Consider the following 19,599-nt stretch of genomic DNA (forward strand, 5'->3'; position numbering starts at 1 on the left):
AGTAACAGGCACTGTTGTCGCTGACCAGTCATGCTGGAAAAAGAACTTAAAGCGGCAAAAATTGAGTGCAATTCAATAAATAAGCAACGATATTTTCAGTTTTAAAACATCAAAAATACATAAAAAAGAAATAAATATCTTATTTTTGCATTATAAAAATATATAATATATTATATCGCATAATATACCCATAAAATATCTCATTTATGTAAAAAGCTCCAGAGTGACTATAGAACAAACCTTAGGTTAAATACTCACCCTTTTGGCAATTTCTCATCAATATTAATTGATTAATACCAGCAAAAATTAGATGGCTCTTAAAGGTCGTTTTTTTATTTATTTAATCTTTTAGAAATTAATTTTTCATTACACATCGCTTCCAAAACTTTCTTAAATAACACGACTATAAGATTCAAATTTTCATTTGCCAATCCTATCCAAGGTCTAACATGTCCAACACGCAACAGACTGAACTTAACAAAATCCAGACAGGTATTCGCGGGTTGGATGATATTACCAACGGTGGCTTGCCCAGAGGTCGGGGCACTTTGCTCGCCGGTGGCCCAGGTTGTGGCAAGACGGTAATAGCCTTACAAATACTGGTTTATGGAGCGAAGCATGGTGAGCCGGGCATTTTTGTCACCTTCGAAGAAGATTCCTCACATATTATTAACAACGCCAGTGCCTTTGGTTGGAGTTTGCCTGAACTGGAAGGACATAAACTCTTTTTTCTTGATGCCAAACCGAGACCTGACATTGTTTGTGCCGGACAGTTCGATCTCTCTAGCCTACTCGCTTCGCTCAAGGTCAAAGCCGATCAGATGACGGCCAAGCGTATCGTTTTTGATTCCATTGACGTACTATTGTCGCTACTTGATGATCCGCTAGCCGAACGTCGCGAGTTATTCCGCTTGAATGACTGGCTGATATCAAGTGGATTAACCGGTATTATTACCTGTAAGAATAATGACTCCTGTCAGTCAAGGCTCGACTATCAGGATTTTATGCAGTATATGGTTGATTGCATGATCTTCCTGCGTCATGATGTGGATAACCGACTTGCCCACCGCACCATGCGTATTATCAAATATCGTGGCTCCAGCTTTAATTCTAGGGAAGCAGCCTTATTGTTGGGTGATACCGGTGCCGAGGTTATCGCTTTCACGCTATCGTTACCCCAACTAAGCGCCAGTACCGAGCGTATCTCCTCCGGCATAGATCGGCTCGACAGTATGCTGGGAAGCGGTTACTATCGGGGTTCTGCCGTGGTGCTAAGCGGCGCTCCCGGCACAGCAAAGACTACCCTCTGCGGTTGTTTCCTGCTTGCCGCATGCGAGCGCGGAGAACGCTCTCTTTTTATCGGATTTGACGAACCGGCGCAGGAAATTGTTCGTAATCTGCGTTCGGTAGGCATTGATTTGGGACCGTATGTCGATAGCGGTTTACTGCATATTCAATCGCTTCGTAGTAGCGTGAGCGGAACAGAAGAGCATATGGGAATGGTACGTAGGCTTATCGAAACCTATCAACCACGTTGCCTTGTGATTGATCCACTATCCGCCATCGTCAATAGTCATAGCAATGACGAGGCTCTCAGACGCATGCCTGAACAATTGCTGGCGTTGACCAAGTCAACCGGCATTACCATGGTATGTACCAGTTTACTGGCTTCTAATAACGACGCGCTGAACGAAGATACCAATATTCATATATCTACGGTGGCAGATACCTGGATACATATCAGTTACGCCATGCTCGCCGGCGAACGAAACCGGGCTCTAACCATTGTTAAATCACGCGGTACAGAACATTCCAATCAGGTACGGGAGCTAATCTTAAATTCGAGTGGCGTATCTTTGGCCGACGTCTATCAGGCAGGCGGTGAGGTATTGATGGGCACAGCCCGCTGGCAAAAAGAGACTGCTGAAAAAGCGACCGAAGATCTGTTATTGGCAAGCGTCGTTCACAAACGTCGGGCCATCGAACTGGCTCAAGCGGAGGTTAACGCACGCGTCGAAGTCTTGCAGGTTGAATTGGCCGTCAAGGAAGCGGAGTTAAAGTTGTTATTGGCGACTGAAGATACCCGTGTCAAACTATCTAATCTATCGCGCGATGAATTGTGGAGCAAACGCAGTGGCGATGACTTGAAGCCCTCATCGGAAAACTGGCACATCGACCAGGAGTTCTAGCGCATGCCTAACATTTCACTTATACCAAAACATACTTCAGAAATCAGTACGGCGACTCATGTTTTCCGTCTTTATGTTGCAGGAGAAGCACCTAACTCAATTCTTGCCCTTCATAATCTCAAGGCGCTCTGTCTTAGGCTGTACCGTGATGATTACCGAATTGATGTCGTCGATGTCTTGCTGTCACCTGAACGAGCGTGGGCTGAGGGCGTTATAGTTACTCCCATGGTCTTGCGTATTTCTCCAGAGCCGGTAGTTAAAATCATTGGTAATCTAAACAATACTGATCAGGTACTGCGAGCTCTGGGTCTTGTGATCAACGACAATGACTAAGAACATAATGTTAATTGATACCCTGAATCGGGAAAGTTTCGAAAAGCAGTTAACCAGGATCGAAAATTCTCCTGCTGATCTGATGATGAATGGTATCGATGCAGTGCTAACCCACGAAGGGCCGGTATTGAGTTGTGATGCACATTTAGCCATAACCAAATCTGAAGCTCGTTATCGCCATCTCATCAACCGGATAGCAGCTCTTATTGTAGAGCTTACTCCGACCGGTGAGATTCTCTATACCAACGAGGCCATAACGCTTATTACCGGATTTTCAACCGAGGAGTTAATATTCTGCAACTGGTTAGATCTGCTGTTGCCACTTCAGGAATCGACACACCTCAATTTATTGCCCCAACAATTTCTTGAAAATGGTGAATTGAATGCTTTCAAAACCCGCATCCTGACAGGAGATGGAAGTCGGAAAATTATTTCCTGGAATTCGGCTCATGTTCTTGGCACCAATGAGCTTGTTGAACGGATAATTTATTTCGGTATTGATGTTACCGAGCAGGTGCTCGCTGAGCAGGAATTAAGTATTGCGGCTATCGCCTTTGAATCACAGGAAGGCATGATGGTCGCTGATGCCAATGGCCTGATTTTGCGGGTAAACAACGCCTTCGTTACTATCACCGGCTATAGCGCTGAAGAGGTCATAGGTAAGCATACACGAACACTCCAATCTGGACACCATAATGTGGACTTTTATGCCGAGATGTGGCGGATTATTACTAGTACCAGTATGTGGTTTGGCGAAATATGGAATCGGCGCAAAAATGGTGAAAGCTATACGAGTTATCAGTCCATTACTGCAGTGAAAGACACCAACGGTATCGTCTCCCATTACGTTTCAACACTCACCGATATCACTGCAAGTCATCTGGCTGCAGAGGAAATTAAGAATCTGGCATTCTATGATCCGCTTACCCACCTGCCCAACAGGCGGTTACTTATCGATCGGCTAAAACAAGCATTAATTTCTAGCACGCGTACCGACCTTGAAGGGGCTGTACTATTTATCGACTTGGACTATTTTAAGGCTCTCAACGATACTCACGGTCATGCCATAGGTGACTTGCTGCTAAAACAAGTTGCACAACGTTTAACCTCTTGTGTGCGCGAATGCGACACCGTATCCCGCCTGAGTGGTGATGAGTATGTGGTAGTTTTGGTAAATCTGAATAAAAATAGTGTAGTAGCTGCGGCCCAGACCGAAAGCATAGGCAGAAAAATTCTGGCCGCTCTTACACGGCCCTACCAACTTGACAAGCATCACTATCACTGCACCGCCAGCATTGGCGCAACATTATTCAATGTTACCCATTCCGACACAGAGGAACTGCTGCAACAAGCCGACATTGCCATGTATGAAGGCAAAAGAACCGGCCGCAACAAACTGTGTTTCTTCGACCAGCAAATGCAGGATACTATTAGCGCTCGTGTGGCGCTAGAAAATGAATTACACCTCGCCATTAAGCGCGGACAATTTCAATTATACTACCAAATCCAAGTGGACAGTTCGGGATGTCCATTAGGGGCAGAGGCGCTTATCCGTTGGCTACATCCTGAACATGGCTTGGTCTCTCCCCAACAATTTATTCCGTTAGCGGAAGAAAAAGGCTTGATCCTGCTCATTGGACAATGGGTACTGGAAACGGCTTGCGCCCAACTTAAGGCATGGCAGCAAGAGTGCAACACCAGCAATCTTACACTGTCCGTGAACGTCAGTGCTCACCAGTTCCGTCAGGCTAATTTTGTCAATCAAGTACTGGCGACTATAAATCGATATGCTATTAATCCTGGCTTGCTCAAACTGGAACTAACAGAAAGCATTTTTCTGTCAGAAATTAACGATACGGTTATCGTTATGGACACATTAAGAAAAATCGGTATCCGGTTCTCATTAGACGACTTTGGTACCGGCTATTCATGCTTGCAATACCTTAAGCAGTTGCCATTTGATCAATTGAAAATTGACCGGTCCTTTGTACGTGATATTACTGCCAATAGCAGTGATAAAACGATTGTGAGCACCATCATTGCCATGGCACACAGTTTGGAACTGGATGTTATTGCCGAAGGGGTGGAGACTGAAGAACAGCAACAAATTCTCTTGGAAAAAGGCTGCGTCTATTATCAAGGCTATTTATTTGGCAAGCCGTTACCCATTGAGCAGTTTAATGTATTACTGCTGAAGACTTGATTATTTTTGAAGTAGGCTATTTTGGATTTTAATAAACAAAAGACTATATGTTGTAACTAAGTTATATGATCTAAAATCATCTATTTTCTTTCCATGCAAAGTCTAACTGTTATCCGGTAAAAAAGTGGCGGTGACACTCGAAAAACCATACTACTTACCTTTACCCATCAGCACGGAGAGGATAGCCATCGTCAATAGGCAGATCACGAATTGAATTTCGATTTTGTAGCGTTTTTTTTCTGAAAAATACACTTTCTGGTTTTTAACAGCACGCTCAATAGGCTGTTCAGAAACATCGATGACCACGGTAACTGCAGGATTTTTTAACAGAGCCTTGCGGTTGGGGAGTTTTTCGATTCTGACCAATAACCTTGCTGTGCGGGTATAAATTTTATGGCAATACGATTTGCTGATGTCGAAGATCGCAGCTAAATTTATCAATGTTGGATAGTGGTGTAGGCAATAGAGCGTCAGTAACAAACGGTCTTCCAAAGCCAGCGAAGGAAGTCGCTATTTCTGCGAAATATTTTTCCGGGCTTCCTGCTCGAAAAATCAGCAAAAAATCACGCGACCGCCAATGCCTTCGGCTGCCCCGATTCGTCTTCGTCACCTCGTTTCGACCCAACAAGGGGTCGAAAAATAGGATCCAGATGACTTGTCGCCCGATACGAGTAGACGAACGACAGCAATTGCAAATATTGCAGACGTTGGTTGGGAATAGCCGTCAGGCAGTGTTGGCCGTAATGCATAGCTATACATAGTGAAGAGGGTTCTTAGTCTGGCGGTAGCGGAGCACGGAACAGGATAACTGTATGGGACGATCACCGCGACCGGTAGACTAAAAATCCTGTTGTACTGAACCGCTGCACTGGCCGAAGTTTTATGGGAATTGAATCAGAGCGGCATCATCGAGGTGGGCGACTGCCAGAGGAAAAAGGCATACAGTCACGTTTGCACATTAATTTCTGGCAGGGTGTCCGAATATTGAACAGCCACAATTCGTAATTTAATGAACAAACTAGCCGAGACATAAGCCTATTAGCGCAGACTTTGCCTGCTCTGACCAAAGCAAGCCTACCGTTCCGCTTGCTTATTCCGGAAACGTTCAGCAACGTTATTAAGAGGGCTATCATGACTACGCTCCCGGAGATCCGCGTGGTAGGGTTCCCGGAAGGAAGGTTTCGATACAAATCATGTGTCCATGGCCACACTTTGGGCAATCACCGGTCATCGACAGCATGGCTTCAATAAGCAGGGTCCCCCCTGCGTCAGAATAGTTGTCGCCTCAACTTTTAAGAAAAAATAAAATTTGAGAGTAGAAATGAAAAAATATAAAAGGTATTCAGTAGGCTTCAGAGAGCAGGCCCTGGTAAAAGTATACAATCGTAGTAATGACCAATCAGTTCAGTCCGTCGCAAACGAATTGAATATCCATTTAACAACCTTGAAGGCTTGGATGAAACAGAAGGAACAGGACGTCAAACTTGCACCGCTAAAATCAAAGCGTCCCGAAGATTGGAGCTCTGAAGAACGCTTTACTGCTTTACAAAAAACCTATAATTTGATCGGTGAAGACTTAAATGCCTGGTGTCGTGAACGCGGCGTTTTTATTCATCAGTTGGAACAATGGAAAGCTGATTTCTGCCGCCAGGATGACTTAGTAGACAAGCGTGAAGAAGCGCGGGTCCTGCGTATATTGAAAGAAGAAGTCCAAAGCCTTGAGCGCAATTTATTGCGTAAAGACAAAGCCTTAGCAGAAGCCGCAGCGCTGTTGGTACTGCAAAAAAAGTTCCGGGCGCTCTTGGGGGGAGAGGTCGAATGACTGGCCACGAAGAGCGCGAACAAGTGATTGCTTTACTTAATGAATCAGTAACTGCGGGAGCACGTCAAGCTAAAGCCTGTGAAGTATTAGGACTTAGTGAGCGTACCTTACAACGCTGGCAGACAGGTGAGACGATTCACTGCGATCAACGCCCCTTGCGTGACTATCAACCGCCACACAAACTAACAGCAATCGAGCGTGCCGAGGTGCTGATCGTCGCTAATTCAGATGAATTTGGTCATCTGCCACCGAGTCAGATCGTGCCACGACTGGCCGACCAAGGTAGCTATCTGGCGTCTGAGTCGACCTTCTATCGCATCCTGCGCGAGGAAAAACAGCTTACCCATCGGCGTAGCGAACGTCCGGCTCAAACACGAACAAAGCCACGCGCGGCATGTGCTACAGCACCTAATCAACTGTACAGTTGGGACATTACTTATCTGCCATCACTGATCCGTGGACAGTTTTTCTATCTGTATCTATTTGTTGATATTTTCAGCCGAAAGATCGTCGGTTGGCAGGTGTATGAAGAAGAAAACAGCGCCTTGGCTGGCGAATTGTTACGTGATCTCTGTCATCGTGAAGGGATACAGGCAGAACAGCTTATCCTGCATTCTGACAACGGCAGTCCGATGAAGGGATCGACTATGCTGGCGACCTTGCAACAACTGGGTGTCATGCCTTCGTTTAGTCGGCCATCGGTTAGCAACGATAATCCGTACTCAGAATCGTTGTTTAAGACCTTGAAATATCGTCCTAACTATCCGCTAAAGCCGTTCGCCGATGTTACGGAAGCGCGTCAGTGGGTCACAAGCTTAGTGGAATGGTACAACCATGAGCATCGTCACAGCGCTATTCGGTTTATTACTCCAGCGCAACGCCATGAAGGCTTGGACGACAAGCTTCTGGATAACCGTAAAGTCGTCTACGAAGCAGCACGTGCTAAACATCCGCAACGCTGGACTGGAAGTTCCCGTAATTGGGAAAAAATCCAGACAGCCCACCTTAACCCAGACAAGGTCTAAACAAAAAAATGCTACCAAGGAAGTGATTATTTAGAAAACAAACCAGAGTAAGATTTAACCGTCGAGGCGACAACTACATTGACAATTACCGCAGGTGAGACGATTCACTGCGATCAACGCCCCTTGCGTGACTATCAACCGCCACACAAACTAACAGCAATCGAGCGTGCCGAGGTGCTGATCGTCGCTAATTCAGATGAATTTGGTCATCTGCCACCGAGTCAGATCGTGCCACGACTGGCCGACCAAGGTAGCTATCTGGCGTCTGAGTCGACCTTCTATCGCATCCTGCGCGAGGAAAAACAGCTTACCCATCGGCGTAGCGAACGTCCGGCTCAAACACGAACAAAGCCACGCGCGGCATGTGCTACAGCACCTAATCAACTGTACAGTTGGGACATTACTTATCTGCCATCACTGATCCGTGGACAGTTTTTCTATCTGTATCTATTTGTTGATATTTTCAGCCGAAAGATCGTCGGTTGGCAGGTGTATGAAGAAGAAAACAGCGCCTTGGCTGGCGAATTGTTACGTGATCTCTGTCATCGTGAAGGGATACAGGCAGAACAGCTTATCCTGCATTCTGACAACGGCAGTCCGATGAAGGGATCGACTATGCTGGCGACCTTGCAACAACTGGGTGTCATGCCTTCGTTTAGTCGGCCATCGGTTAGCAACGATAATCCGTACTCAGAATCGTTGTTTAAGACCTTGAAATATCGTCCTAACTATCCGCTAAAGCCGTTCGCCGATGTTACGGAAGCGCGTCAGTGGGTCACAAGCTTAGTGGAATGGTACAACCATGAGCATCGTCACAGCGCTATTCGGTTTATTACTCCAGCGCAACGCCATGAAGGCTTGGACGACAAGCTTCTGGATAACCGTAAAGTCGTCTACGAAGCAGCACGTGCTAAACATCCGCAACGCTGGACTGGAAGTTCCCGTAATTGGGAAAAAATCCAGACAGCCCACCTTAACCCAGACAAGGTCTAAACAAAAAAATGCTACCAAGGAAGTGATTATTTAGAAAACAAACCAGAGTAAGATTTAACCGTCGAGGCGACAACTACATTGACAATTACCGCAGATACAGCTATTACTGAATTATCGATACCTTTTAATACTTCTACTTGTGAAGTACCTACTTTAAGCAAAAAGTCCAACCCAGCATTTGAAGCGGTAAAGGAATCAGTTAATATCTGATTACTTAAATCATACTGTGTCTGAGCAGAAGTAGACATAGCTGTGATAGCATCTACTGTTGCCTGAGCTACGGATACTTGGGCAGTTGTTCTACTTGATAGCTCGCTTATAATATTACCCGCTTTTGCCTGCTCTAAAGCATAGGTAGCGAAGTCAGAAAATAGTTGCTCACTTGGTTTAGCTATATTTGCCAGGGCACTTGTTATAGCAGGGGTTAAGGCTAAAGAGCCACCAGACCTAGAGGTATTTAATGCACTAGACAGAGTAGCTTGGGCATTACTACGTTGTTGCCTTAAAGTAGCATCGCTCTCTATAGTTGTCGAGCCTATGGCTGACTTTAAAGCATCAGCCATAGCCGTAGCGGATGACAAAGTATCACCAGCGGCTTTCTGTAACGTAGCATGATACGCTAACGTCGTATCTAACTGTGTTTTTAGCAGGGCCCCATCAGAGGCATACTTATCAGATAATACTTTTTTCTCTGCTGTTATAGCCCTATTTAAGGTAGCCAATGAAGCATCCAGAACTGCTGTACTATCTTTTATGGAGTTAGCTATAGCAGCAGCTAGATTCTTTTGCGCAGCTGTATAGTCATTATTTACATTTATAAGGGCTTGCAACCCTTGCAATGTCGCGTCAATAGCCAGAATCTCATCTTTACGCTTTATAGCTAAGGCAGCTATAGAGTTGCCTTGGGCTCCTAGTAATGCTATTTCAAGCGCATGCTTTTGGCCAGCTAATTGTTTGGCACTATCCAGGGCAGCTTGGGCATTAGCCTCTAAATTTGTGTAGTATTGGTCAGCAGAGCTACTAAGTTTTAATAGGACCGAGTATAGAGCCTGCCCTGAGTTAGTTGTTAGGCGGTAATTGTCAATGTAGTTGTCGCCTCGACGGTTAAATCTTACTCTGGTTTGTTTTCTAAATAATCACTTCCTTGGTAGCATTTTTTTGTTTAGACCTTGTCTGGGTTAAGGTGGGCTGTCTGGATTTTTTCCCAATTACGGGAACTTCCAGTCCAGCGTTGCGGATGTTTAGCACGTGCTGCTTCGTAGACGACTTTACGGTTATCCAGAAGCTTGTCGTCCAAGCCTTCATGGCGTTGCGCTGGAGTAATAAACCGAATAGCGCTGTGACGATGCTCATGGTTGTACCATTCCACTAAGCTTGTGACCCACTGACGCGCTTCCGTAACATCGGCGAACGGCTTTAGCGGATAGTTAGGACGATATTTCAAGGTCTTAAACAACGATTCTGAGTACGGATTATCGTTGCTAACCGATGGCCGACTAAACGAAGGCATGACACCCAGTTGTTGCAAGGTCGCCAGCATAGTCGATCCCTTCATCGGACTGCCGTTGTCAGAATGCAGGATAAGCTGTTCTGCCTGTATCCCTTCACGATGACAGAGATCACGTAACAATTCGCCAGCCAAGGCGCTGTTTTCTTCTTCATACACCTGCCAACCGACGATCTTTCGGCTGAAAATATCAACAAATAGATACAGATAGAAAAACTGTCCACGGATCAGTGATGGCAGATAAGTAATGTCCCAACTGTACAGTTGATTAGGTGCTGTAGCACATGCCGCGCGTGGCTTTGTTCGTGTTTGAGCCGGACGTTCGCTACGCCGATGGGTAAGCTGTTTTTCCTCGCGCAGGATGCGATAGAAGGTCGACTCAGACGCCAGATAGCTACCTTGGTCGGCCAGTCGTGGCACGATCTGACTCGGTGGCAGATGACCAAATTCATCTGAATTAGCGACGATCAGCACCTCGGCACGCTCGATTGCTGTTAGTTTGTGTGGCGGTTGATAGTCACGCAAGGGGCGTTGATCGCAGTGAATCGTCTCACCTGTCTGCCAGCGTTGTAAGGTACGCTCACTAAGTCCTAATACTTCACAGGCTTTAGCTTGACGTGCTCCCGCAGTTACTGATTCATTAAGTAAAGCAATCACTTGTTCGCGCTCTTCGTGGCCAGTCATTCGACCTCTCCCCCCAAGAGCGCCCGGAACTTTTTTTGCAGTACCAACAGCGCTGCGGCTTCTGCTAAGGCTTTGTCTTTACGCAATAAATTGCGCTCAAGGCTTTGGACTTCTTCTTTCAATATACGCAGGACCCGCGCTTCTTCACGCTTGTCTACTAAGTCATCCTGGCGGCAGAAATCAGCTTTCCATTGTTCCAACTGATGAATAAAAACGCCGCGTTCACGACACCAGGCATTTAAGTCTTCACCGATCAAATTATAGGTTTTTTGTAAAGCAGTAAAGCGTTCTTCAGAGCTCCAATCTTCGGGACGCTTTGATTTTAGCGGTGCAAGTTTGACGTCCTGTTCCTTCTGTTTCATCCAAGCCTTCAAGGTTGTTAAATGGATATTCAATTCGTTTGCGACGGACTGAACTGATTGGTCATTACTACGATTGTATACTTTTACCAGGGCCTGCTCTCTGAAGCCTACTGAATACCTTTTATATTTTTTCATTTCTACTCTCAAATTTTATTTTTTCTTAAAAGTTGAGGCGACAACTATTCTGACGCAGGGGGTTAGGTCTAGTGCCTCTATGAATTGTCTATACTCTACTCTTGAAGCTGGCAAATAGGCATTAGGATTAACGGTAGCTAACTGGCTCTGTATATTGGTTTTTAATCTCGATTGCTTTTCAGCACCGGTGTAAAACTTGTCGTAAAAAGATTCAAATTGTTTTTGAAATTCAGCAAGGCCACCCGCAGCTTGCACCAGTGCGTCACTGATTGCAATGGCATTAGTTGCGAGGCTTAAACCGGATGTTGCGAGAGCATCTTTTACTACTGCAACTTCGGAAACTATCCGCACCGCTGTTTCGAGCATACCCTCACCGAGTTTTTGGTATTGTCCGATTATGTCGCCAAAGACGGCGGTTGACATAGTATCGAGAGCCGTACTGATTACGCCGTTCAGCTTTTTTGCTGCGTCTTCTCCCGACAAGCCCTTTAACTCAACTGTGAACGCTGGAATAACATAATCTTTGACTCGTGTTGCCAAGTCACCGCCAAGGTTATCAGCCAAGCCAAGCATAGTAGATCCCATACTAGAAAACATATCATTCATGGCGGCTTGGGTAGCTTTATCAATAGCCTGATATTGTGTAGAGTTTTTATATTTGTTTGAGGTGAACCAGCCACCTGCTGTTTTCGTCTCGATGTTTGTGTATTGTTGAGCGCCAATATTCCCGCCATTCATTACATCATTTAATGATGTCGCCCCAGTTGATATGCCTTGGCCGGTTACTGTGTTGGTTTTTTTACCACCAAACATAGAGTTAATAATCCAGGTGCCCATCAAATAGTTAGCCCAAGGCGGTATTGCATTTAGCCCTGTTTGCTGTGCCTTTGGTGCGGTCACGTTAGCTAGTCCTCCACCCTGATATAATCTTGTAATTACATTAGTGATACTACTGGATAGTGCCGCTACGCCTGAGTTGATGCCGCGTAATTCAGAGTATTCGTCAGCATGTATTGATTTAAGAAGATCGTAAGTTTTATCTATTGATTCGGATTTTGCTGTGCTATCGCCTAAAACCGTGCCAGTGTCAGGGGATGTTGGCATGACTGGAGCCACTGATGTGCTGCCGCCTCCAACGCCAAATCCTATGGCGGCCATAGCAACTGCCATTGCTGCCATAAGAGCAAAGCCTATATAAGGGCCTGCTGCTGCTTGTGTTGCCACACCTGTTGCGGCCGCCGCCTGGCCTTTAACCATTTCACCTGCCACGAACGGGACTACTGCTGCAGTATGTGCTGCCGATACTGCACCAATGCCAAATAACTTGATCAATGTTTGCGCCATTTGAGCGCCTGCTATACCCATCTCAATAGCATGAGCAGCTCGCTGCTCTGTTGACCCCTTGGTTAGCATGGCGCTTACTGCACCTGCTATTTGCCGTGTACCAGATAATTTATCAGATAATATCTTGCCGTTTAGGTCGCTTTCTTCTTTGGCATACTTTGCCGCATTAGATGCCTTGGCCGCTTGATCTACAGTTGACTCATTAAGCACTTGCATCTTGGCATTTTCATCCAGCGCTAATGATGACTTGTTAATAGAGTTAACCATGTTGTCAAATGCTCCAGCCATGGCGTTAATGCCACCTAAAGCCCCGTCAAATATTGCCGATGTCACCGCACCAAGATCACTGGTTTTAACGTGAGCATCATCCAGGGTTTTGTTGTAGGCCTCAAGCGCTACCCTTGCTGTTTCAGTAGTTTCTTTCTGTATAATTCCGCTGCCTTTCGCTGGCAGATTTCCACCTTGACTTGTTAGCGACGATAGCTGCTGATCTGCTGAGTTTTTAGTGTCTGTATATCCAGCAACTACATCCTTTGGCAAATAAAAGTTTGCTTCAATTGCGGCCTTTTTTTGTTTTTCAAGGTCTATCTGCTCTTTTATTGCTGCGTTGCTAAAACCTTGTAACTGTAGTGATTTGGCCATATTTGCCAGTTCTACGGCATAACGAGAATCATCTTTTAGCTTATCGAGCTCATTTGCCTGGCTTATAGTTTCATCCCACATAGATTGCTGGATTCTTCTGGTCTCGGTTTCTGCGGCTATTTGCTTGGTAATTAACTCAATCTCTACTCGTTCATCACCAATGGCATCTTTCAAGTTGGTTCTTAAGGCTATTTGCAATGCCTTGTCTTTGGCTGAAAGCGTATTTATATAAAGCTCGCTAGATAATGACTGAAGCAATTCCAGTATTTTTTTATTATGAGTATCTGAGGCAGTCGCGGCTTTTTTGGTTGCCGTTTCTTCATCACTACTGGCTTTTTCAGTCGCTTTTTTGCTGACTGTCAGTGTGTCTATTTGGTTTTTCAGAGCGACGTACTGCTCAAGTTCCTGACCAGTGAGCTTTAATGCCTCACCCTGGGTTCGGTTATAGTCCCCACTGGTCATCGTTAATTTATTTTTATCATCATTAAGCTTGGCCATAGCCTTTGAAAATTCGGTAACGGCAGTCGACGATAGAGCGATATCTAAAGCACCCTGGTATTTTGCCATGGCCTTGGTATAGGTTTCAAAGCTGATCTGCCCGGAATCAAGCAAGGCCTTGGTCGTTTTTAACTGATCATTAAAGACTTCCTGAGGACTTCGAAACGCCATTACCAAAGCTTTGGCTTCGTCTGTCACTGCGTTGGTTGTCGATAATGCATTACGATAGGCAATAGTGCCGTTGATATTGTCATCAATGGCTGCAATGTTTTTTTGATGCTCGGCAGTTAATGCAGAAATAGCGCTGGTATCAGTGATATCTGTGGTAAATAATTTGCTCCAGTAGCTTAATGTTTCAAACTTTTTAGCCCATTCACCCATGGCATAACTTGCCTGGTTAGCAACAGCAGTAAAAGAGTTTAACCAGGTACCGATTTCCCAACCAATCAAAGCCGCAAAGCCGATATTTAATAGATTTAATGGGTTTAGTAGTAACCTAAAGCTTGCTGCCAAGCCTGTTGACGCAACAATTCCCGCCTCTTGCTCAAGCTTTAGTTTGGCAGCCGCTACAGCTGCCGCATCTGTTGCAGCAGTAATTCGATTTGTTGTTATCGCATAAAACTCGCCCATTTGCGTAAGCTTTGCCAAGATTATCGTGCGCTCAGCTTCTGCTATACCCAGTGCTTGCTCGGCCTGCCTTTGAATGTAAAGTGTGGATGTAGTTTGTATAGTTGCTGACGTTGCCGCTATTGTTGCCCGTGACTGCGCGATTGTTATGTCAATTAGTGCTAATTTAGCTCTACCCGCGACTGATTCCACAGATACTGTCGACAATTGCGCAACCTCATAGGCCAATAGATAGGCAGTTGTAGCTACTGTCGATTCAGCCCGGGCAATGTTGACTTGTAAATTCTGCATGATTGCTGCTGAATGTGCTGATTCAACAGAAATAGCGGTTTTTGTTGCCGCAATATAGGCCGCGATACTACCAGCCATTTGCGCAACAAAAACAGTGACGGCAATTTTGCCAAGAGTAACCAGACCCTCAATAATTGGCGTTAAATTCATCGCCAGCGAATTTACGGATTGCGCCAATCCCGCTGTTGCTCCAGAGCCTTTGTTAACCTCCAAAACATATTGCCCAAAGGCCGTGTTGATATTCTCCATGGCCGAGCCTACGGTCAGCGGGATTTTGGCAAACTCCTCATTAATAGACATCTTTCCTAAATAATTGACATAGAATTTGGCTTTGATAGGGTTAAAATAGCGATCTACCTCTGAAAACACGGATAGCCATGACTCCTTATGCCCAATTGCCAAGACACAAGCCTGAAGAATTTTTAAGGACTGTCGGCCTGTCACCAGAAGATTTTCTGCATCTTCACGGTAAGCTGGTGACTTACCTGGACGAACAAAAAGTCCTTAATCCACTGACTAGACGGGGACGAAAAGACTCCAAGATGGCTTTGGAAGACCGCTTGTTACTGACACTCTATTATCTTCGTCACTATCCGACGTTGATAAATCTGGCTGCGGTCTTCGACATCAGCGAATCGTATTGCCATAAAATCTATACTCGCACTGTAAGACTATTGATCAAAATCGAAAAACTGCCCAACCGCAAAGCACTGTTGGAAGATCCCGCAGCTACCGTGGTCATTGATGTTTCGGAGCAGCCTATCGAGCGCCCTGTTAAAAACCAGAAAGCGTACTTTTCAGGAAAAAAAACGCCACACGATCAAAGTCCAACTCGTGATCTGCCTATTGACGATGACTATACTCTCCGTAGTGATAGGTAAAGGTCAACAGCATGATTTTTCGATCTTCAAAGATAGCCGTCTATTGTTACATCCTGATGCCCTGTTGTTGGCGGATTCCGGATACCAAGGGATAAAGAAACACCATCAGAACTCGACTCTACCGGTTAAAAAGAAAAAAGGCCAACCGCTTTCGGCAGAAGACAAAGCCGATAATAAGGCACTATCAAAACAGCGTATTTTTATTGAGCATGTTAATCGCCGATGCAAAATTTTCAGGATTGCCAAAGATGTTTATCGGGGCAAACACAAGCATTACTCCTTGACATGGAATTTAGTGGCTGCTCTTGTTAACTTACGCTATGGCTGTATTTAGGAAAGATGTCTAATGACTGAGGACTGACTTTGTATCGCCGTGATAACGCGTTTTGATGTTAATTCACCGGCTTCAGCCATCGCTCTTAACGCACCAATGCTGACATGCATACCGTCAGCTAAAGCTTGTGACAAACGTGGCGAGTTTTCCATCAGACTGTTAAATTCATCGCCACGCAATACCCCTGAGGCTAATGCCTGTGACATTTGCCGAATAACTGACGCGGCTTCTCCAGCACTGGCGCCGGATATCCGTAATGATTGCGCCAAGGTTTCAGTAAGCGCTGTCGTGTTGCGAGTGGTACCACCCATCTGCTCCATGGCTTTATTGATTCGGGAGAAGATAGTCGCGTTAGCTTCAAAACTGGTGCCGGTGCGCAAGCTGATAGCGACCAGCTCTTTTGATGAAGACAAGTAATCGGCTTGGCTGCCGGTGGCGATTTTTATCCGCGAATCTAACAGCGTCATGGTATCTGCCAGGCGAATGAGCTCTTTTGTAGACTGGTAAATTGCCAGTACTGACAAGCCTGCTGCCAAGCCCTTCAAGGCACTGCCCAACCCCAAGGTTTCCCGTGCCATTGCGGCAAAGGATCTATTAGCATTTTGGGCTGCGCTGTCAGCACCATTGATACTACCGCGCACCCGATCCAACTCGCCGGTTACTTGAGCAGAACCGTTAGCCCGGATAGTAATGCCTAAAACAATCGGTGCAGCCATTATTTATCTTTCCTTTTGTTTAGCTCATTAACAATGGTGCGGGTAAAAAGCATCAATCCCATAAAGATATCTTTGTTAGGCTTAATGCCCGCATAGCCCCAAATAACCTGTGCTGCCTGATAATTAAGACCAATCAGGTCGCCCATGCTGGCATATTGCCAGGCACAGCCGTCGAGGACAAAAAAAGCTTCCAGCACTGGCCAGTTGCCTTTCATCACTTCAAAATTAATCTCTTCCGGCTCTTCAATTTCCGGTAGTACCAAGCCAAACAGGGCGGCATCCTCATCCATGAGCTCGGTACTTAAATCTTGCGGCTGACTACAATAGTATTCAGCCGCCTCAATTAGTTTTTTCTTCTAAGTGCCTTGCCGGCAATAGATTCAAAAAAGCCCTTAACCAGTGCGCCACGAACAAAGGGCACCGACAGAATCAAGTCCTTGTTATCCTCGTTAAAGGCCAAGTCTGCACCTGCCTCATCTTTAAAGGTACCGTCATCCCAACCGATCAATACATCGTTCAAAATATCGGCATCTTCTTCCGCTTCATTTTTAACGATTTCATCAATGCGGCCTTGCGATAGCATCTTAAATTTAACACGGACCTTTTGGTCATTAAACTGGCCTCCGTCAACGGGCTCGCTGATAGTAATAGGCCAGGTATAACTTTTGTCTTTCTTGATAACGAATGCCATGGTGATTCCTTTATATATAGAGTGGGTTGGGCGTGAGTTCTACTGTTTTTGTCACGCCCTGGTTACGGTTATTTACTGCAAATTCTTATTTCATCATTGCCACTGACACCATACGGCAATAGTGCCATACTCAAATCCAGCATCGCGACACCATTAGAGTCAGAATACTTGGGGGCCGATAACTGCACTTTCGGGCAGGTAAAGCCAACGATATTACCGGCCGTTTGGCCGTGCTTAATAGCAAAGGCACCGGTGGTACTATCTTTAACAGCCGTCCACCAATCTTTGGTCGCAATAAGGCCCGCCTCCAATGAAATAGACCCGGAAGGCTTTCTGTCAGTAATCAATACCGACTCAGAGCCGAGTGTTTGACGGTAAGTGACGGTATTAGCGATATCAAAACTTAACTTTTCAATCGCTGCGCCGTTATAGCCCAGCAAATGGATATCGGTCGTATTGGCTGTTGATACCGGTATAGGTGTTTGCCAGCCTGTAAAATCCGAACTAGGAACCGCTTGCGGACTGTCGGTAATAGTGCCCAGCAAACCGTCAAATTTCCATTTCATTTTTGGAATGGCTTTAGGTGACAAATCAAAACTCATCGTGCCGCGAGCGCCCAGCAATACATGTCGAACACCATCAAGATTGAAATAAATGGTTGCCGAAGTGTTAGGCTGTCCAGATCCAAAATTGCTATTGGGCAGGTAGATAACATTGGGGCTAATTGAAAAAGGCGATGATGCGGTTACCGCTGCTTTCAATGGTTTACTAAGGGTTGCTATTTTAGTGGATGCAACGTACTTAATAATCTCATACTGTGCTGGCAGCGCATTAAAAGAAATAGACATGCCGGTATAAATATCATCTGTTGCTCCCACTGATAATGTAACTGTCGTCGTGTCAATTGCGCCAATAGCCGTAGTTGTTCCGACGATAGCAGTAGGGGTAATATTTTCTGAAAAATTCGACGCTTTTAATAGCGATCCCCATTCTGGCGCGGTTGCTGCCGTTCCGGATCCCGCAACTTCAGTTTCAAACGATACTGAAGCATAGCCTTCTACACGAATAGAGCCGGAATTACCAAAATAGGGCCGGATAAAGTCGCGCTCGACTGATGAGCCTTCCAATGGTGAAATATCCAGCGCGGTACAAAGCACCGCGTCAGCAATAGCAGGCGCTGAATCAGTGCTGTATGCAGCTTCCAGCTTAATGAGAATAAGCCGCTTTTTTTGTGATAATGCCATTAGACGGCCTCGTTAGTGGGTGATTTGGTGGCTTTTGCAACAGAAACCTTTGCAGCGGCAGCTTTAGCGGCTTGCTCGGCTTGGTATTGCTCCAGCGGGATTCTGATCCCTAAGTCGGGATCAACAATAAATGTCCCCGCGTGTCCAGTGTATTGATCTTGCATAATTAAACTCCTGACCGGATAAATTGATGGGTTATAAAAGACTCTTTCCAGATAAAAAAGCCGTTGGCGAAAGAGACCAGCGCGCCACCACTGTATTCCAAGGGATCGGCACTGGCATCGGGACACCAGCCCAGCAAGGCCGACTTAACGCTGTCTTGCAATAGATAACTGGCATCTGCTGCGTCACCTCCACGTGCATCACGGACATTACGAACGGCAATCAATATGGCAAATGACACTGCCAAGCGCTGCATGGTGGCACCAATCAAGTCACTTTCAGTCGCCGTTACACGCTCATGAAAGATATAACAACCGGCATCGCTTAAGCGTCCCGCCATAACATTGGTTAAATCAGCGGCACCGGCCACTTCTTTAAAGGCCGGTATTTGTGTCCGAATACGAGCTTCGATAAGGGGGCGTAAATTAGTAGCCACTTTCACGCCCAAAGAGTGAAGCGCTTGAAGTAAAGCTGGCTGACTGTGTTGTCACCGCATCGGCAATGCCAGCAATGTCGGGCGCAATAGCCACCTTCCCCTGTCCAACCAGCTTTAAATAAGCAATCGCCTGAGAATAAAGAAACTCAACTTTCTCGATTTTCTGATCTTCATATAAATAATACCGGGTAATATCGCAGGCAATCCGCACCAGATTGGCAGGTATGTTGGTCAGCGGCAGATAAGCGACTAAATAGCCGTTAATTTCTGCTGTGGCATCACCGATCGCTTGGTCAAGTACCGTGGTATTAATAGTGCCGACATTATCCCGATCAGTGAGATGGATTATTTCCCGCTCACCGTAGCGATTGATTAAGTCTTGTTGGGTGCAGTAGGTCATATCATATTTTCACTGATTTAAAGTCACATCACCAGACCGCACCGACCATGGCGCATTACCACGCGATGAGTGTTTGGGTT

At 45.7% G+C, this 19,599-nt stretch carries 16 protein-coding genes and 3 pseudogenes; 7 read left to right on the forward strand and 12 right to left on the reverse strand.

The window, feature by feature from the left end:
- Positions 1 to 449: 449 nt before the first annotated feature.
- The 3 genes from kaiC to KKZ03_RS15330 are packed head-to-tail and all read left to right on the forward strand — an operon-like array spanning position 450 to position 4,725.
- Positions 450 to 2,189 (forward strand): circadian clock protein KaiC, encoded by a 1,740-nt coding sequence (gene kaiC, locus KKZ03_RS15320; protein WP_243217675.1) that lies wholly within the window; start codon positions 450 to 452, stop codon positions 2,187 to 2,189.
- 3 nt (positions 2,190 to 2,192) lie between these two features.
- The gene (locus KKZ03_RS15325; RefSeq protein WP_243217676.1) at positions 2,193 to 2,522 is read left to right on the forward strand and encodes a circadian clock KaiB family protein; all 330 of its coding nucleotides are present in this window, start codon (positions 2,193 to 2,195) and stop codon (positions 2,520 to 2,522) included.
- Positions 2,515 to 4,725 (forward strand): bifunctional diguanylate cyclase/phosphodiesterase, encoded by a 2,211-nt coding sequence (locus KKZ03_RS15330; RefSeq protein WP_243217677.1) that lies wholly within the window; start codon positions 2,515 to 2,517, stop codon positions 4,723 to 4,725. The genes KKZ03_RS15325 and KKZ03_RS15330 overlap by 8 nt, the downstream gene beginning before the upstream one ends.
- Positions 4,726 to 4,875: 150 nt before the next feature.
- Here the strand turns inward: KKZ03_RS15330 and KKZ03_RS15335 are convergent, their stop codons facing one another.
- Complete coding sequence (locus tag KKZ03_RS15335) at positions 4,876 to 5,091, reverse strand: hypothetical protein (RefSeq protein WP_243221753.1); 216 nt, start codon at positions 5,089 to 5,091, stop codon at positions 4,876 to 4,878.
- A 6-nt stretch (positions 5,092 to 5,097) separates the two neighbouring features.
- A pseudogene (locus KKZ03_RS21840) lies at positions 5,098 to 5,217 on the reverse strand (transposase family protein); the annotation flags it as partial.
- 829 nt (positions 5,218 to 6,046) lie between these two features.
- Here KKZ03_RS21840 and KKZ03_RS15345 point away from each other — a divergent pair.
- Positions 6,047 to 7,572, forward strand: a pseudogene (locus KKZ03_RS15345) (IS3 family transposase).
- A gap of 78 nt (positions 7,573 to 7,650) precedes the next feature.
- Positions 7,651 to 8,565: an IS3 family transposase gene (locus KKZ03_RS15350; RefSeq protein WP_371744747.1), complete on the forward strand. Its 915-nt coding sequence runs from the start codon at positions 7,651 to 7,653 to the stop codon at positions 8,563 to 8,565.
- A gap of 26 nt (positions 8,566 to 8,591) precedes the next feature.
- Here KKZ03_RS15350 and KKZ03_RS15355 read toward each other — a convergent pair whose 3' ends face one another.
- From KKZ03_RS15355 to KKZ03_RS15365, 3 genes and pseudogenes are all read right to left on the reverse strand, one after another.
- A complete protein-coding gene (locus KKZ03_RS15355) occupies positions 8,592 to 9,404 on the reverse strand; it encodes a hypothetical protein (protein ID WP_243217678.1) in 813 nt (270 codons plus the stop codon).
- A gap of 323 nt (positions 9,405 to 9,727) precedes the next feature.
- Positions 9,728 to 11,253: pseudogene (locus KKZ03_RS15360) on the reverse strand (IS3 family transposase).
- 15 nt (positions 11,254 to 11,268) lie between these two features.
- Entirely contained in the window at positions 11,269 to 14,955 is a 3,687-nt protein-coding gene (locus KKZ03_RS15365; protein WP_243217679.1) for a hypothetical protein, read from the reverse strand.
- A gap of 77 nt (positions 14,956 to 15,032) precedes the next feature.
- Between KKZ03_RS15365 and KKZ03_RS15370 the strand changes: the two genes are divergently transcribed.
- Both KKZ03_RS15370 and KKZ03_RS15375 read left to right on the forward strand, forming a co-directional pair.
- On the forward strand, positions 15,033 to 15,536 hold the full coding sequence (locus KKZ03_RS15370) for a transposase family protein (protein WP_243217091.1): 504 nt from the start codon (positions 15,033 to 15,035) through the stop codon (positions 15,534 to 15,536).
- The gene (locus KKZ03_RS15375; protein WP_243217090.1) at positions 15,490 to 15,870 is read left to right on the forward strand and encodes a transposase family protein; all 381 of its coding nucleotides are present in this window, start codon (positions 15,490 to 15,492) and stop codon (positions 15,868 to 15,870) included. Before KKZ03_RS15370 ends, KKZ03_RS15375 begins: the two co-directional genes overlap by 47 nt.
- Here KKZ03_RS15375 and KKZ03_RS15380 read toward each other — a convergent pair.
- From KKZ03_RS15380 to KKZ03_RS15410, 7 genes are all read right to left on the reverse strand, one after another.
- Positions 15,867 to 16,586, reverse strand: coding sequence for a tape measure protein (locus tag KKZ03_RS15380; RefSeq protein ID WP_243217680.1), 720 nt, complete (start codon positions 16,584 to 16,586; stop codon positions 15,867 to 15,869). The two genes, KKZ03_RS15375 and KKZ03_RS15380, sit on opposite strands and share 4 nt — an antisense overlap.
- Positions 16,586 to 16,876 carry a hypothetical protein gene (locus KKZ03_RS15385; RefSeq protein WP_243217681.1) on the reverse strand — a complete coding sequence of 97 codons (291 nt, stop codon included), beginning with the start codon at positions 16,874 to 16,876 and terminating at the stop codon, positions 16,586 to 16,588. The genes KKZ03_RS15380 and KKZ03_RS15385 overlap by 1 nt, the downstream gene beginning before the upstream one ends.
- 53 nt (positions 16,877 to 16,929) lie before the next feature.
- Positions 16,930 to 17,277, reverse strand: coding sequence for a hypothetical protein (locus KKZ03_RS15390; RefSeq protein WP_243217682.1), 348 nt, complete (start codon positions 17,275 to 17,277; stop codon positions 16,930 to 16,932).
- A gap of 68 nt (positions 17,278 to 17,345) precedes the next feature.
- Positions 17,346 to 18,521, reverse strand: a complete 1,176-nt coding sequence (locus tag KKZ03_RS15395) for a hypothetical protein (RefSeq protein WP_243217683.1) — start codon at positions 18,519 to 18,521, stop codon at positions 17,346 to 17,348.
- Entirely contained in the window at positions 18,521 to 18,685 is a 165-nt protein-coding gene (locus KKZ03_RS15400; RefSeq protein WP_243217684.1) for a hypothetical protein, read from the reverse strand. Before KKZ03_RS15400 ends, KKZ03_RS15395 begins: the two co-directional genes overlap by 1 nt.
- A 2-nt stretch (positions 18,686 to 18,687) precedes the next feature.
- Positions 18,688 to 19,119, reverse strand: coding sequence for a hypothetical protein (locus tag KKZ03_RS15405; RefSeq protein ID WP_243217685.1), 432 nt, complete (start codon positions 19,117 to 19,119; stop codon positions 18,688 to 18,690).
- Positions 19,109 to 19,519, reverse strand: coding sequence for a gp436 family protein (locus tag KKZ03_RS15410; protein ID WP_243217686.1), 411 nt, complete (start codon positions 19,517 to 19,519; stop codon positions 19,109 to 19,111). Before KKZ03_RS15410 ends, KKZ03_RS15405 begins: the two co-directional genes overlap by 11 nt.
- Positions 19,520 to 19,599: the final 80 nt, after the last annotated feature.

The organism is Methylobacter sp. S3L5C, from assembly GCF_022788635.1.
GTDB lineage: Bacteria > Pseudomonadota > Gammaproteobacteria > Methylococcales > Methylomonadaceae > Methylobacter_C.